Raw genomic sequence first — 15,575 nt, 5'->3', positions numbered from 1 at the left:
TTCAGGTCAATGCAGGGATAAGCCCTACAATCAATCTACAACAACCGGCATTTTTATAAATTCGCCATAACGATTTGCGGCATCGCGAATGCTGCGAGTTTGCGCTTTGCTGAATTTTGTGAACGGCGTGGATTGAATAATCAGTTTCTCTTTTTTCACTGTGCGCTTCCAAATACCGACCACTTGCCCGTTAATCACAATGATGGGGCTGAAGATGCCGTTGCCGTTATGTAAGAAATTTGCATACATCGGGTCGAGCACGGCGCTGCGGTCTTTATAAGCAACCGTGTATTCATCAAACGGCGGCAACAAAAAGGCTATGGATTTTTCAAGCTTTGCGGAAGGCATAGACGAAGGCATCCAATAGGTCACGTCAGCAAGGTTTTCCTGCACCAGAAAAGCTTTCGCCAAATCAATCGCCGTTCGCGCATCGGTCATCGTTAGTCCAGACCACCAGACAAAATCCTGCAAGGTTGCGGGCGCGTGACTGGTGAAATAACGCCGCGCGAGTTCTGCTAACGCTTCATCGCGTTCTAAATGCTTTGGCGCGGGAACCCATTCATCGAGCAAAACAAAGGTCGGTTGCTTGCCTTCGCGTGCGCCGAAACAGATGAGTCGTTCATGCGCAAGTCTTCCAAGAATATGCAACCCGCGACTGTTGGTCGTTGAAATCCCGGCGTTTTCTAAAAGCTTATACATCGCGCCGCGTGTCAGTTGGTTGCCGCCTTCAAGCGCGCGAACCAGTATTTTTTCACTGCGGATAATGTCAGCTTCTGTGAGTTCCATCTGTTGGCTTCGCCTTTTGATACCGGCAATCACCCGCGAAGCTAAAAGTTTGAGCATCCAGTGGGCATCGGTTGCCGCGACAAAATGCAAGGTGCCGCGCATCGGCCAGGTGCGCACGATACTTCGCTCAGCAATCGCTTTGTGAATATCGGCTTCAAGGGCATTTTGTGTACGCAGACCGATTGCCCATAATGAGCCGGGAAAATCCTGCGCCTGCACCGCGCCAAGCCAGGCAACCACGTCACCCGGCTTTTTAAATTTTGTGATGGCGAGGTGTTGGTTATGAAGTCGTTGTTTGGGGATGTCTGAGATTTTCATGGTCAAGGAGTATAGCTCACTCTCTTGAGATTTTTCAGGTTTCGCCTCATCACTTCATTTTAGTTGTGAGAGTATTTCATAAACGCGGTCAAAGAGGGTTTCTTCAACCAGTCCTGTGCAATGGCAATCGCAAACTGCACAGATAGTCACTCGCCGCAAAATTATCAGGTTTATTTATCGAATAAAACTTTCATTTGTGGTGACTGTTGCAAAGTGCTATTTTGCATTTCTGCATGGATGTGCCAATCAGACAAACTGTTTTAAAAATTCACCCGCAAGATAATGTGCTGGTCGCCTTGACCGATTTGCCCGCAGGCTACGGAGTTTCTTTAAACGGCACACAGGTCAATTTAATCACCAGCATTTCCGCCAAACATAAATTCGCAACTGCGGATTTAAACATCGGCGAACCGATTACCATGTATGGCGTGCTGGTCGGTAAAGCGATAAAACCGATTCGCCAAGGCGAAGCCATCACTACCGAAAACACCCGTCATCAGGCGGCTGAGTTTCACGAAAAGACTTTTGATTTTCAGTGGTCGCCGCCCGATGTAACGAAATGGCGCGACCGAACCTTTCTCGGCTATCACCGCTCGGATGGACAAGTCGGCACCGGCAATTACTGGTTGGTCATTCCGATGGTCTTTTGCGAAAACCGCAATGTCAGCGTCATTCGTCAGGCATTTGAAAAAGAACTCGGATTTGCCCAACCGGAAATTTACCAGAGCCAGGTCGCCGAACTCGTCAGGCTTTATCAAACCAACCGCATCGAAGAGATTCAAAACTTCCCGGTTAAACCGTTCGCTTATGCGCCACAGCAAAAGCGCGTCTTTGAAAATATTGATGGCGTGAAATTTCTTATCCACGAAGGCGGTTGCGGCGGCACTCGCGAAGATGCGCGCAACCTGTGCGGATTATTTGCTGGATATATCCATCATCCGAATGTCGCAGGGGCAACGATACTGAGTCTCGGATGTCAACACGCGCAGGTCGCCATGCTTCGCGAAGAGCTGCACAAACGCAATCCGCATTTCGCGAAACCTTTGCTGGTTTTTGAACAACAACAGAGCCAATCGGAATTCGCGATGGTGTCGGCTGCTATCAAAGAGACGTTTCTCGGTTTAATTGCAGCCAATCAATTACCTCGCGAGCCTGCGCCGCTTTCGCATCTGACGCTCGGTTTGGAGTGCGGCGGCTCGGATGGCTTTTCCGGGCTTTCGGCAAATCCGGCAATCGGGCACACCTCTGATATGGTTGCGGCGCTTGGCGGCAAAACCATTCTGTCGGAATTTCCCGAACTCTGCGGCGTTGAACAGGCGTTAATCAATCGCTGCACACGCGCAGAAGTTGCCAACCGTTTCATTCAACTGATGCGCGATTACGATGCCCGGGCGCGCGCTGTCGGTTCGGGTTTCGATATGAATCCATCGCCCGGAAATATCCGCGATGGACTCATCACCGATGCAATGAAATCCGCAGGCGCAGCGAAAAAAGGCGGCACCTCGCCAGTCGCTGCGGTGTTGGATTATCCCGAATACGCCACCGAAGCGGGACTCAATCTGCTCTGTACGCCGGGAAGCGATGTTGAATCAACTACCGCAGAAGTGGCTGCAGGAGCCAATCTGGTGTTATTCACCACGGGACTCGGAACCCCGATGGGCAATCCGGTTGCGCCGGTCGTCAAGCTTTCAACCAATTCTAATCTCGCCGAGCGGATGTCCGACATCATCGATATTGATTGCGGCGCGATTATTTCCGGTGAAAAAACCATTGAGCAGATGGGCGAAGAGATTTTGGAATTTGTCATCAAGGTTGCAAGCGGCGAAATCAAAACCAAAGCGCAGCTACTCGGACAGAATGATTTCATCCCCTGGAAACGCGGCGTGTCTTTGTAGTCAAAGAAATCATGAGCAATTTCAGATTAGATAATAAAGTCGCGGTCATCACCGGCGGCGCAAGCGGCATCGGGCGAGCGATTAGCGATACGTTTGCAGCAAACGGCGCGTTCGTCCACATTCTTGAACTCGACTTGAATCAAGCCGAAACGGCAGTTAATGAAATTCGTGCACAAGGTGGTCAAGCCCGCGCACATCTCTGTGATGTCGCCAATCAACCGAATGTTCACGAAGTTTTCAACGCCATCCTTGCCGAACATCCCATCAATATTTTAGTCAACAACGCGGGCATCGCTCACATCGGCAATGTTGAAAACACCGGCGAAGCCGATTTTGACCGCATTTTCCGCGTCAACGTCAAAGGCGTTTATAACTGTATGCACGCCTCTATTGCGCAGATGAAGGCAACTGGCGGCGGGGTGATTTTAAATATGAGTTCGGTTGCCGCCTGGGTAGGCATCGCTGACCGCCTGGCTTATTCGATGAGCAAAGGCGCAGTGGCGGCGATGACCTTATCGGTTGCCAAAGATTATGTGAAAGACAACATTCGCTGCAATTCAATATCGCCGGCGCGTGTGCATACGCCGTTTGTTGATGGTTATTTGAAAAATAATTATCCGGGCAGAGAGCAGGAGATATTCGACAAGCTATCGCAGACGCAACCCATCGGTCGCATGGCACGCCCGCAGGAGGTCGCTAACCTTGCGCTGTTTTTATGTTCCGACGAAGCGGCGTTCATTACCGGAACCGACTATCCGATTGATGGCGGCTTTATCAGATTGAATAGCTGAGTTCGCTCGTTGGCTGGTTGATTTGGTAAGCCTGAATGTTCACTATATTAATGCTCTTTCACCGCAGAGAACGCAGCGGCAGCCCAGAGAGCACAGCGCTTCAGCCAAACGCAAATTTGCTATAACCATGATCATAGATTCGCATCAACATTTCTGGCGTTATGACCGCCGTCGTTACGATTGGATAACCGATGAGATGGAGGTATTGCGTCGTGACTTTCTGCCTGCGGATTTACTGAGTGAATATCAGGCGAGTGGCGTTGACGGTTCGATTGCCGTGCAGGCAGACCAGTCGGAACGCGAGACCCGATTTTTACTCGAACTGGCAGAGCAAAACGATTTCATCAAAGGCGTCGTCGGTTGGGTTGATTTACGTGACGCGAATTTGCCGTTGAAACTTGCTTACTTCGCGCAGTTTAAAAAGCTCTGCGGGTTTCGTCACATTGTGCAATCGGAACCCGATGATGATTTTTTACTCCGTGAAGATTTTTTGCGCGGCGTGGGTTATTTGCAGGATTTTGACTTCACCTACGACATTTTGATTTACCCGAAACAACTTTCGGCGGCGATCAAATTTGTTGAACAAAAACCCGACCATAAATTCGTCGTTGACCACCTTGCCAAACCGTTTATCAAAGACCGGATGGTGTCGCCGTGGCGCGAACAGATGCAGGAACTCGCGCGCCACGAAAATGTCTATTGCAAGGTTTCCGGGATGGTGACAGAAGCCGACTGGCAAACCTGGCAAGCCGAAGATTTCAAACCCTATCTGGATGTCATTTTTGAAGCGTTCGGCAGCGAGCGCGTGATGTTCGGCTCGGATTGGCCCGTGTGTCTGGTGGCAGCAAGTTACGAGCAGGTGAAAAATTTAATCACCGACTACCTCGAAGAATTTTCCGAATCGCAACGGGCAAACATTATGGGATTAAATGCCGCGCGCTTTTACGATTTGCAAGTGTGAATGACAACCTAAGTTTGTAACCAGGCGATTCCGATTCAAACGATTATGAGTAAGCGATTTTGTTTAACTCTGGATTTGCAGGACGACCCGCAACTGATTGCCACATACCGGCAGCATCACGAAAAGATTCCCGAGGCGATTACCGCAAGCATCCAATCCGCAGGCATTGAAGATATGGAAATCTATCTGCTCGGTACGCGCATGTTTATGATTATGGAAACCCGTGATGATTTTTCATTCGAGGCGAAAGCCACTGCCGATAATGAAAATCCAAATGTTCGCGAATGGGAAGCGTTGATGTGGCAGTTTCAAAAACCTTTGAAAGAAGCCAAAGCGGGCGAAAAATGGCTGTTGATGGAAAGAATCTTCAAACTCGAAAAATGATGCGCGCGATGAATTGAATTTGAAAATTTCTCTGCTTGTCTTTGGCGCTGCCTTCACCTAAACTTATTGCACTCGAAGCAAAACCCCACCCGCTAAACTACATTTCTCTGAAAGTTGTTATGCGTTCAAAAAGACATTCAAGCGAAGCGCAAGGGTTTTCGCCTGCTGAACAGCGCGCTGCCAAAGCCGAGAGAATTCAGGTTTCAGAAGCCGAACCTTACGGATGGATTGCCGAATCGGAATCCAAAAAAGAGTCGTATGTGCTGTACGCAGACCCTTACACCAAACGATTGGTTTGCACCTGCGCCGATTTCATCTATCGCGGCAAAGACGACCCGCGATATGAATGCAAACATGTGTCAGCGGTCTTGAAATTCATCGGGCGCTGGTATCTCGTCAACGGCTATGACCCGATACAACAAATCTGTAAAAACGAAAGCGTCTCGACCACCGATGAAACGCTTTCCGCCTGAGTCGGTTTAGGATTTGCCGGTTAATTATCTACCGTGAAAGCGGTCGCGCGCGAGACATTGGTTTGTTCATCGCTTACGGTAATCTTCAATTGATAAGTTCCCGGTTGAAAACTATCGAGCGGGATGGCGCTGGCGAATTGAATGCGTCCGCTGGCATCGGGCGCGGGCAATTGGGCGGCAACGCCTGCGAGTTTTTTGCCGCCCTGTAGGACTTCAATCATCAACCTGGGCGTCGCTTTTGCGCCTTGCGGCAAATAGACATTAAAGAAAATCGGCAACTGTTTGGTGGTCGCTTTTTTTAAGGGTTCGCCGAGGTTCGGATAAATAATCAATTCGCCGTAATGAAACGGATTGGCAATTTTCTTCTCTTCGGCGCGCATTTGTTCGGCGCGTTTTAAAATCACCACGCTGCTCAGACGCAAGCGATTTTCATCGCTTCCTGCAACTTCAAACTCGGCAGTTTGCGTGCTGGCTTTTTTACTGGTTGCGTCATAAGCGACGGCTTCGATGGTATAACGACCGGGCGCGAGTTGCGTCTCTTTATAAAAAAGCACTTCGCCAAGTTTTGCCGCTTCGATTTTATCAAGCGGTCCGCCAAGCAAATAATGTTGACTCAATTTGCTGACCACCTGTTGGTCGGCGTCTTTAATCAGCGCAATAATCGAAAAATCGCTGCTGTAGGTGTTCTTATCTTTATTGGGTGTGTAGGTGAAAGCAATGGATGGCGCTTCAATCAACACCGGCACCAGTCCGGCGCGTTTCGGTTCGGGAAAATTGAATCCCATCACGCGCAGCGGAAAAGCATTCGAGGGTCTATTCATTGCCGCAAGCGCCGGAGCTTCAAAATCAAGCACCGGCGAAGCGCCTGTCGAGCGCACCGCATAATAACCTTTGCGGGTTTGGACTTCGAGGTCGGAGCGTTTCAGCTTCACGGCGATTTTGCGGAACTTGCCATCGTAATCCTGATTTTTCGGAACATAAGAGAGCACATAATGCGAGCGCATATCTTCATCGACGCGGCGCAACCCTAAACCTAAATCATTGGTTTCGCTAATCAGCATGCCGCCGGTTTCACTGGCAAGGTCGGTAAGCCCGCTATGCGGGTTGAGTTTGAGCAAATCTTCGTTGCGCTCCAACTGCATACTGAGCGGGCGACCCGAGGTGTCTTCGCGTCCTGACGCGGTTTGACTGGCGCGACGATTACCGAGGGCGCGAATTTCTTTGGCGGATTCGGCATCGGTGCTTTGTACGCGCAAACCTGCCGCGTCAACCGCATAGATGCTGACGTTGGCGCGATTGGCAGCATTGATGACGGCGCGAAAATGGGCTTGCACAGCGGGGGGAATGGCGATGCCTTCGGAAAAGAAGATAATCGATTTGCGCCCCGGCACGGTGCGAAGCGAATTGACCATCGCCATCAATCCGTTGGTCGTAGCGTAACCTTGCTGGTCGCGTTCGAGCATATCGAATACTTCAAGGGCGCGAAGATTCATCTCTGCGAGTTTCTGTTCGACGACGGCTGCGCCAATCGCATTGCCCGAAGCGTTCGCTCCCGCCGCGCCGCCCGGTCCGCTGGCGGTTGCGCCGCCCTGGGCGACTGAGGCTTGATTTTGCAGACTGGTTACGCGGTCTTGAATATCGCCGCGATCTTGACCCGCGCCGGCGGTGAACGTAGAGGTGCCAAGCGACGCGGCTTTATCGATTCCTTGTCGTAACAACTGTGGGTCATTGGTATAGGGTTGCAGAATTTTCAATGAAAGGTCGATGGCGCAGACGGTTGCCATGTCGTCGGGTTTGAGGCTTTCATTGACAAAACTCATTGCCGCTTTGTGCGCCAAGCCGCGCGCGTTGGGTGACAGGCGATCAAATACCAGGGCAATGACGCTGATGTTTGAAAACGGTTCGCGCGAGGTAACAGGCGTCGTCGTCGTCGTGGTTGTCGGCGCGTCTTTTTTGGTTTCCGTAACTCCAGTCACATCGCGCGAAACCAGACGAAATGAAGTGACCTCCTGCTTAACTTCGTCTTCAAGAATTTCAAAATCCGTTGGCTTTAAATCCTTAACGATGCGCCCTTTTTTATCGCGTACCACAACGTCAAGGACAACTTCGCTGGCGCTCAGGATAATCTGGTCATCACTTTTTTGCGGACTCTGTGCTTGAATAAATAAAGCGTTGGTTGAAATAAAAAGCGTAAAAAGCAATAAATAAATCATGCGAGATTTCATAGGGAAATCCTTTCAGCAGATGAATCAATCAAGGTGGAACCGTATCTGTACGCGCTAAGGGAAATTTTAGCGATGCGGTTATTCTAATTGAGAAACCCTGTGGACGCTATGCGGATTTGGGCATCAAGACAGGGAACTGAAAGCTTATCAAGCGTTGCGTGTCTAAGCTCTTTTGTAAAAAATTACCGATTTTTATCAATGACTTTCCGCTTGATGCGACTGCATTGGCAACGTATAGTTTTTCTATTCGCAAACAAGTATGTAGGTCTTTAAGATGAGCAATCTGAAAATTAAATTTGTGCTGATGTGGGTTGCGGCTGCTTTGTGTGCTGCTCCATTTGCATTTGCACAAGCCAAAGAAGCGCAACAAATTTTTACGCGAGCTATGGAATTGCACCAGGCGGGCAATCTGGAAGCCGCCGCCGAAGAGTACAAAAAATTTCTGACCCTCTATCCCAAGGTCATCGAAGCGCGTTCCAACCTTGGCGCGGTGTATGCGCGGCTCGGTCGTTTTAATGAAGCCATCGAAGAATACAAAAAAGCATTAACCATCGATAAACAGAATGCCGGTGTGCGCTTTAATCTCGCCGTGGCTTATTACAAATCGGCGCAGTATACGGAAGCGGCAAGCGAACTGGAAAAACTGGTGTCGGCTGATGCGGTGGTTCAAAACCCTTTGTTGTTGTTGGCGGATTGTCGCCTGAGACTTGGCGAATATAAAAAAGTCATCGCTTTGCTTTCGCCTTATGAATCGTCGGCTTCGGAAAATCTCACCATCGCTTATCTGCTCGGCACGGCTTACATACGCGACCATCAACCCGATAAAGGACAGGTGCTCATTGATTACATTCTTCGCAAAGGCGAATCCGCCGAAGCGCGTTTGTTGATGGGGTCGGCTTATTTGATGATTCGCGATTATCCGGGAGCCGCCAAAGAATTTGCCCGCGCCATCGCGCTCAATCCGCAATTGCCGACGGCAAATTCGATGCACGGGCAAGCCTTGCTTGGCGCAGGCGAACGCGAAAGCGCGATGAAAGCCTTTACCGCCGAACTCGCAATTAATCCCAATGATTTCGAGGCTAATCTCTATTCAGGAATGTTGCTCAAAGAAGACCAGAAATACGAAGAAGCTTTGAAATTTTTGCAGAAAGCGTTGAGCGTGCGCTCGCGTGAACTGAACGTGATTTATTTCATCGCCAATGTGAATATGTCGCTTGGCAAAACCGTCGAAGCGCAACGGATGCTTGAAGACATCATCAAACAGGCTCCTGATTTTGTTGAAGCGCACGTCTTGCTTGCCACAGTTTATTATCGTTTGAAACGCAAAGTGGACGGCGACCGCGAACGCGCTATCATTCAAAAGCTCAATGCCGAACGGCAATCGAAAGCGCCGGGCGCGAAAGAAGGCTTAGGCCCGGCGTATCGCGGCGAAACTTTGCCGGAAACCAGGAAGCCCGATAAACCCGAAGAGAAAAAGCCATTTTGATGTGCAGTCTTTCGCAAAGAAATCAACAAGCAGATATGAACATGGAAAAACCACAGAGCCACAAAGGCACAGAGCCGGAAAAATTATTCGCAAAAGAGATGTTTAGCAATCCTCTGTGGTTCTGTGTCTCTGTGGTGAAAAAAACAAAAGCCTTGAATCGCGATATTGGCAGAGTCAGAGCGAATTTCAAACAACCGGGCATTGTCCTTTTGGTTATGGCATTGGTTATTTGCCTTTCGCCTGTAACCTTCGCGCAATCGAAAGGGGCAAAGCGGAAAGCGCCTGCGAAAACGGCTCCGAAAGCCAATCCGCAATTTGAACAATTTTCCAGGCAAGCGGATGCTGCGCGGCAGGAAGGGCGACTTGAAGATGCCATTGTGCTTTACAATCAGGCGTTGCGCGCGAGTTCCAACTGGGTGGAAGGCTGGTGGTATCTCGGTTCGATTTTTTATACCCTTGACCGCTACGGCGAAGGGCGCGATGCCTTCAGAAATTTACTGGTTTTACAGAAAACCAATGGTCCCGGCTGGGCGATGATCGGGCTTTGTGAATTTAAACTGAAAAATTACGACGAGGCGCTCGCCGATATTCAATATGCCCGCCAACTCGGTTTGGGACAGAATAAGGAACTGACCAATGTGGTTCGTTTTCACGCTGCGCTTTTGCTGACTCGCGCAGAACAATTCGAGTTGGCTTATGAAGCATTGCGCGATTTTGCCCGTGAAGGCAATGAGAGCATGAGCGTGATTGAAGCGATGGGCATCAATCTTTTGCGTATGCCGTTTTTACCTGCGGAAGCGCCTGCCGATAAACGCGAAATCATTTTGCTTGCCGGACGCGCCGCATTTTTTATGGCAGCGCGCCGCGTCGGTGAAGCGCAAGGCGCGTTTCAGGAACTCTTAGCGCGTTACCCAGACGCGCCCAACGTGCATTACGCTTATGGGGCGCACCTGTTGATTGAAAGCCCCGACCAGGCGCTTGAAGAATTTAAGCGGGAATTGAAAATCTCACCGGCACATATTCCCGCGTTATTGCAAATCGCTTTTGAATATTTGAAACGTAACGACGCCGAAGCGGCAAAACCATATGCCGAGCAATCTGTAAAAATCGCGCCCAATTTGTTTGCGACGCGCAATGCGCTCGGTCGTGTACTGACTGATCTGGGGCAGATTGACGAAGCCATTAAAGAATTGGAAAGCGGTGTAAAACTTGCGCCGGAAAGCCCCGAAATGCGCTTTGCGCTCGCCCGCGCTTACGCCCGCGCCGGTCGCAAAGATGATGCCGCGCGCGAGCGCGCCATGTTCGTTAAACTCGATAAAGAAAAACGCACCCGGCGCGAAGGCGCACAAGCTGTCGGCGGTATCAGCGCCGACTCGGAAAAGAAACCCAAAGAAAAACCCAAGCCTTAATGATTTTTGAATTTTGTAAATCAGTTTCACGGCTTTGATTAAAACCGATGTCCGAAGCCAATAAAAAAATTGTTCTCGATTATGTCGAAGCGTTCAATCGCGGCGATATGAACCGGCTTCGCGAGTTGTTTTCGGAAGACGCCGAAGTGCAGGGCGTGCTCGGTTGGGGCGGCATGGACGTTGTCGTACCGATTTGGCAAGAGTTGCACGCGGCATTCAATATTCAATTGCAGGTTGATGCAATAATTGGCGAAGGTGATACGGTTGCGGCGCGTTATACGGAACGCGGCACCTTCAATCAGGCGTTTCGTGGCAACCAGCCAACCGGAAAAGCTTATGAAATCGTCGCGATGGAATGGTTCATCTTGAAAGATGGACGCATTCACAGGCGCTGGGGCGCACGCGATTCGGCTTCGCAAGCCAGACAAGTAGGCTTGCCGCTCAGTTAAATTTTCAGTTGGTCGCCTGGTTATAAAAAGGCGCGAAATATCGCGCGCTTTAAAGCGCAGGCTGCCGACACGGTCAATCTTAATTCATCATCAACGGTTCCGACACATTCATCAAACTTGGGAGAAGTTGTTTTTTCATGACCCAACCTCGTTCTCTTAACAGTTCACCAACGCGCTTTTTCAAATCCATTGCGCTACTGATGTTGTTCAGTTTTGCCGGAACCCAACTCGCTTTTGCCTGGCAAAATGGCGCGGCAAGCGAGCCAATCTTTGAAGAGATTACGGCGCAGGCAAGCGGCATCAACTGGGTACACGATAACGCCATGTCGCCTGAACGTTACCTGCCGGAAACCCTGGGTCCGGGTTGCGCTTTTTTGGATTATGACAATGACGGGTGGATGGATTTGTACCTCGTCAATTACGGCGCGTGCGATTTTTTCAAACCGACAAAACCGGTTCGCAATGCGCTCTATAAAAATAATCGTGACGGCACATTTAGCGATGTCACCGAAAAAGCCGGAGTCGCGGGCGGCACTTTCGGAATGGGCGCAACCGTCGGCGATTACAACAATGATGGTTGGGAAGATTTACTGGTCACCGCTTACGGCAAATGCATTCTCTATAAAAACAATGGCAACGGCACGTTTACTGATGTCACGGACAAAGCCGGTGTTGCAGCAGCGGGTTGGACGACCAGCGGCGCGTGGTTAGATTACGACAATGACGGATTGCTCGATTTGTTCCTCTGTAGCTTTGTGCAGTTCGGGTTGAATAAACATATTTTTTGCGGCGATAACAAACTGGGTCGTCGTTATTACTGTATTCCGCGTGTCTTCAATCCGTCTTCGAGTCTGCTTTTCCGCAACAACGGCGACGGCACGTTTACGGAAACCGGCAAAGGCACGGACATTGAAAAAGCTCTGGGGAAAGCTCTTGGTGTGGTCGCAACCGACATCAACAATGATGGCTTGATGGATTTGTTTGTCGCCAATGACACCGTGCAAAACTTCTTGTTCATCAATCGCGGCAAAGGCAAATGGGAAGAGGCGGGACTGGCTTCGGAAGTTGGATTCAGCGCCAACGGTGCGCCGCGTTCGGGAATGGGCGTAGACGCTGCCGATTTCGATAATGATGGCTGGCAGGATTTGTTTGTCGCCAATGTTGACCAGGAGATGTTTTCGCTCTACAGAAACAACAAAGACGAAACCTTCACTGATGTTGCAAGACCAAACGGGGTAGCCGAAGCCACGAGGCTACTGAGCGGTTGGGGCTTGAAATTTTTCGATTATGACAATGACAGCAACATCGATTTATTTTTAGCCAACGGACACCCCGACGATATGATTGAACACTATGCAGCGAATGTGAAATATGCCGAACCGTTATTGTTATTTCATAACGAGGGCGGGCAACTGAGAAACCTCAGCGACAAAGCCGGTCCCGTGTTTAAAAAAGATTTTCCGGCGCGCGGGCTTACGGTAGGCGATTACAACAATGACGGACGATTGGATGTGATGGTCGCCAATAACGGCAAACCGCCGCTGCTGTTGCGCAACAATTCCGGCAAAGAAAATCACTGGGTAGGCTTAAATTTGCGGGGCGCAAAATGCAATCGTGATGCGATTGGTTCAACGATTACCTGGTCGGCGGGCGGCGTGAAAAAATCAAGAATGAAAACCAGCGGCGGCAGCTATCTTGCGTCACACGATATGCGCGAAGTTCTGGGAATCGGCAAAGCGACGAAACTCGACTGGATTGAAATCAAATGGGCACAACCGAGCGGCAAAGTCGAACGCTTCACCAACGTGCCGGTCGATAAATACATCACCATCGTCGAAGGCAAAGGCATCGTCACCAATTAGAGTTGGTGACGAAAATAAAGAGTGAGCTTGCTTTGGAGTGCTGCGACCGGTCGCAGCTTTTGATTAAATCAGGATAACCTCGGATTGGTTGTAAGTATTCTACGGCTGCGGTTGCAAAACAAAAGCGGTGACTTGTCACCACACTCCAAAATTAGTTTGCGGTTGATTTTACTTGCTTGCCCGTGCAAGGTTATCCGAGACCGAAAATCTGATTAAGCGATGCTAAATTTTTAGCAGTCTGCTCGGCATCTTCTTTCAGTGAGATTAAATCCGAATACAACACGCGCAATTGGCGTTCGATTTGACTGTCGGCAAAAAGTCGCGCATTGAGTTGCACACTGCTCAAATCAATCGCAAGCCCCAGGGCTTTCCCGTCAATCGGCGCAAAACGCATATACATCACCCCGACATAACCGCTCGCCTGGCTGGCTTCAGTCACCGGAAGCGCAGATTTTGCGCCCGCCGCTCGTGCTCGCGTTTTGATGACATCGGGCACATTGCCAAGTCCGCTTTGAATTGAAAGCAGACTGGCGCGCACGCCTGTGACTTGGCGTTTTTTGCCGCGCGATGAAGCGATGCCCAAACTGCCTGTGAGTTCGAGCCTGCCTTTATTCAGGCTGGCGCTTGTTGGCACAAACACGAATTCATATTTTCCGGCAGCGGTTTCAAAATTACCGGCAAAGTTTTTGCCGCGCATCAGCGCCGCCATCGAATAGAGTTTTTTCGCAGGTTTCGGTCCCGGCGCATCGCGCAAAGATTGTTGACTGATGAAACTGTTCGACATTTTATTTGCTCCGCTGTTTACAAATTACCGCGTTTATATTCTTCGGCGAGATATTCACAGGCGCGAATCGTGAGCGCCAAAATCGTCAGCGTCGGATTTTGATTTGCCGAACCGACGAATGCCGCGCCATCCGTGACGAACACATTTTTCACATCGTGCAGTTGATTGAATTTATTGAGCACAGAGGTTCGCGGGTCGTTGCCCATGCGCGCCGTGCCGAGTTCGTGAATGATGCGACCGGGCGCAGAGATTTCGCCGCCGGCATTGATATTGGTCGCGCCTGCCGCGTGCAGAATTTCCGCGCCGCTTTCGAGCGCGTCTTTTGCCATCTCGCGTTCGTTGTCGGAATGCTGAATGTGGAATTTCAATACCGGGATGCCCCAGGCATCGACTACACCATCGGGGTCAATCTCCGCATAATTTTCAAAACGCGAGAGCATCGCCGCGCGCACCGAAAAATAGGCGGGCGCAGTCCACCAATAACGCGCTTTCTTTTTCAAATCTGAACCAAACCCCGGAACCCCTTTCGCGCCGGTTCCCATGCCAATCGCCGTCCAGCATTCAAACCCGTAACCGCGAATAAATTTCGGATGCCGGGTCTCTTTATTCAAATTGCGAAATCGTGGAATGAACAGTCCGGTTGACTTGCCATCTTCGTTGACCGGTTCGCGACCCGCAAGGCTTGGGAAAGTTGCGGAGATACCGACGCCGCCGAAATGGTCAACCAGGTAATGTCCCAACACCCCAGATGAATTGCCGAGACCGTTCGGATGTTGACGCGATTTTGAATTGAGCAGAAGGCGCGTCGATTCGAGCGTCGAAGCCGCAACCACAATCACTTTGCCGAAAAATTCCAACTCCTGAAAAGTGACGCGGTCAACCACCGCTACGCCTTTGGCTTTGCCGGTGTTGGTGTCGGTGATGAGATGGCGAACGACCGAATTGGGTCTCAAGGTCAGGCGTCCGGTTGCGGCAGCAGCGGGCAAGGTTGAATTGACGGAATTGAACATCGCGCCGACATCGCAACCATCACCGCAGTTGCCGCAGAAATGGCATGCCGCTCGTTTGAATTTTTTGTGATGGGCGCGCGTTGCCGTGAGCATTGCCACACGCGCAGTGATTGCCGGGCGTCCGAGTTTGGCAGCGCCTTTCTTGATTAAATTTTCGCCGCAGGTCAGTTTCATCGGCGGCAAAAAATTTCCGTCAGGCAGATGCGGCAAGCCGTCGCGATTGCCACTCACGCCAATCCAATCTTCGGCTTTGTCGTAATAAGGCGCAATATCTTTGTATTCGATAGGCCAATCGACATCAAATCCGTCGTGCGAGGCGGCTTTGAAATCCAAATCCGACAGCCGCCAGGAAAATCTTCCCCAGTGCAAAGTTTTACCGCCGACCACACGCGCGCGCACCCACAAAAAAGGTTTGCCGGGTTCTGTGGTGTAAGGGTGCTCCGTGTCTTTAATATAAAAATGGCGGCTGAAATGCGAAGCGGTGTCCTGCATCCATTGTTCTTTGGCGCGCCAGTTCGGCGGACCCATTCCGCGATACATATCCTCGTAGGGCCAGGTGTGCTGAGAAAAATCGCGCGCCGGATTAATCGGCGGCCCGGCTTCCAAAACCAGAACGGTGAAGCCGCGTTCGGTGAGTTCTTTTGCCGCCATGCCGCCCGATGCGCCCGAACCGATGATAATCGCATCATAGATTTTTTGCTTCTGCGTAATAATCAAAATTTCCTCCAAATATTGCCGCAGG

The 15,575-nt window shown here is 50.5% G+C and carries 13 protein-coding genes; 9 read left to right on the top strand and 4 right to left on the bottom strand.

Features of this window, described 5'->3' with window-relative positions; genetic code table 11:
• Nucleotides 1-30: 30 nt before the first annotated feature.
• Nucleotides 31-1,104 carry a winged helix DNA-binding domain-containing protein gene (locus AB1757_27510; GenBank protein ID MEW6130808.1) on the bottom strand — a complete coding sequence of 358 codons (1,074 nt, stop codon included), beginning with the start codon at nt 1,102-1,104 and terminating at the stop codon, nt 31-33.
• A gap of 233 nt (nt 1,105-1,337) precedes the next feature.
• On the opposite strand from AB1757_27510, the gene AB1757_27505 reads away from it, so the two are divergent.
• The 5 genes from AB1757_27505 to AB1757_27485 all read left to right on the top strand — a co-directional run bounded on the left by AB1757_27505 (nt 1,338) and on the right by AB1757_27485 (nt 5,608).
• The gene (locus AB1757_27505) at nt 1,338-2,999 is read left to right on the top strand and encodes an altronate dehydratase family protein (protein ID MEW6130807.1); all 1,662 of its coding nucleotides are present in this window, start codon (nt 1,338-1,340) and stop codon (nt 2,997-2,999) included.
• An 11-nt stretch (nt 3,000-3,010) separates the two neighbouring features.
• Nucleotides 3,011-3,790 (top strand): glucose 1-dehydrogenase, encoded by a 780-nt coding sequence (locus AB1757_27500; protein MEW6130806.1) that lies wholly within the window; start codon nt 3,011-3,013, stop codon nt 3,788-3,790.
• A gap of 127 nt (nt 3,791-3,917) precedes the next feature.
• Nucleotides 3,918-4,751: an amidohydrolase family protein gene (locus tag AB1757_27495; protein ID MEW6130805.1), complete on the top strand. Its 834-nt coding sequence runs from the start codon at nt 3,918-3,920 to the stop codon at nt 4,749-4,751.
• Nucleotides 4,752-4,796: 45 nt separating this feature from the next.
• Nucleotides 4,797-5,135, top strand: coding sequence for an L-rhamnose mutarotase (locus tag AB1757_27490; GenBank protein MEW6130804.1), 339 nt, complete (start codon nt 4,797-4,799; stop codon nt 5,133-5,135).
• Between the two features lie 119 nt (nt 5,136-5,254).
• The gene (locus tag AB1757_27485) at nt 5,255-5,608 is read left to right on the top strand and encodes a hypothetical protein (GenBank protein MEW6130803.1); all 354 of its coding nucleotides are present in this window, start codon (nt 5,255-5,257) and stop codon (nt 5,606-5,608) included.
• Between the two features lie 20 nt (nt 5,609-5,628).
• Here the strand turns inward: AB1757_27485 and AB1757_27480 are convergent, their stop codons facing one another.
• The gene (locus AB1757_27480; protein ID MEW6130802.1) at nt 5,629-7,833 is read right to left on the bottom strand and encodes a VWA domain-containing protein; all 2,205 of its coding nucleotides are present in this window, start codon (nt 7,831-7,833) and stop codon (nt 5,629-5,631) included.
• Nucleotides 7,834-8,107: 274 nt separating this feature from the next.
• On the opposite strand from AB1757_27480, the gene AB1757_27475 reads away from it, so the two are divergent.
• The 4 genes from AB1757_27475 to AB1757_27460 all read left to right on the top strand — a co-directional run bounded on the left by AB1757_27475 (nt 8,108) and on the right by AB1757_27460 (nt 13,039).
• Complete coding sequence (locus AB1757_27475; GenBank protein ID MEW6130801.1) at nt 8,108-9,319, top strand: tetratricopeptide repeat protein; 1,212 nt, start codon at nt 8,108-8,110, stop codon at nt 9,317-9,319.
• Nucleotides 9,320-9,360: 41 nt separating this feature from the next.
• The gene (locus AB1757_27470; GenBank protein ID MEW6130800.1) at nt 9,361-10,728 is read left to right on the top strand and encodes a tetratricopeptide repeat protein; all 1,368 of its coding nucleotides are present in this window, start codon (nt 9,361-9,363) and stop codon (nt 10,726-10,728) included.
• Between the two features lie 47 nt (nt 10,729-10,775).
• The gene (locus AB1757_27465) at nt 10,776-11,177 is read left to right on the top strand and encodes an ester cyclase (protein MEW6130799.1); all 402 of its coding nucleotides are present in this window, start codon (nt 10,776-10,778) and stop codon (nt 11,175-11,177) included.
• Nucleotides 11,178-11,314: 137 nt separating this feature from the next.
• Nucleotides 11,315-13,039: a CRTAC1 family protein gene (locus tag AB1757_27460; GenBank protein MEW6130798.1), complete on the top strand. Its 1,725-nt coding sequence runs from the start codon at nt 11,315-11,317 to the stop codon at nt 13,037-13,039.
• Between the two features lie 190 nt (nt 13,040-13,229).
• Here the strand turns inward: AB1757_27460 and AB1757_27455 are convergent, their stop codons facing one another.
• Nucleotides 13,230-13,823 (bottom strand): hypothetical protein, encoded by a 594-nt coding sequence (locus AB1757_27455; protein MEW6130797.1) that lies wholly within the window; start codon nt 13,821-13,823, stop codon nt 13,230-13,232.
• 17 nt (nt 13,824-13,840) lie between these two features.
• Nucleotides 13,841-15,550, bottom strand: a complete 1,710-nt coding sequence (locus AB1757_27450) for a GMC family oxidoreductase (GenBank protein MEW6130796.1) — start codon at nt 15,548-15,550, stop codon at nt 13,841-13,843.
• Between the last annotated feature and the right edge of the window lie 25 nt (nt 15,551-15,575).

It is taken from the genome of Acidobacteriota bacterium (genome assembly GCA_040754075.1).
Classification (GTDB): domain Bacteria; phylum Acidobacteriota; class Blastocatellia; order UBA7656; family UBA7656; genus JBFMDH01.
The sequence above is the reverse complement of the archived record's forward strand: the minus strand, read 5'-3'. Positions and strand labels throughout refer to the sequence as shown.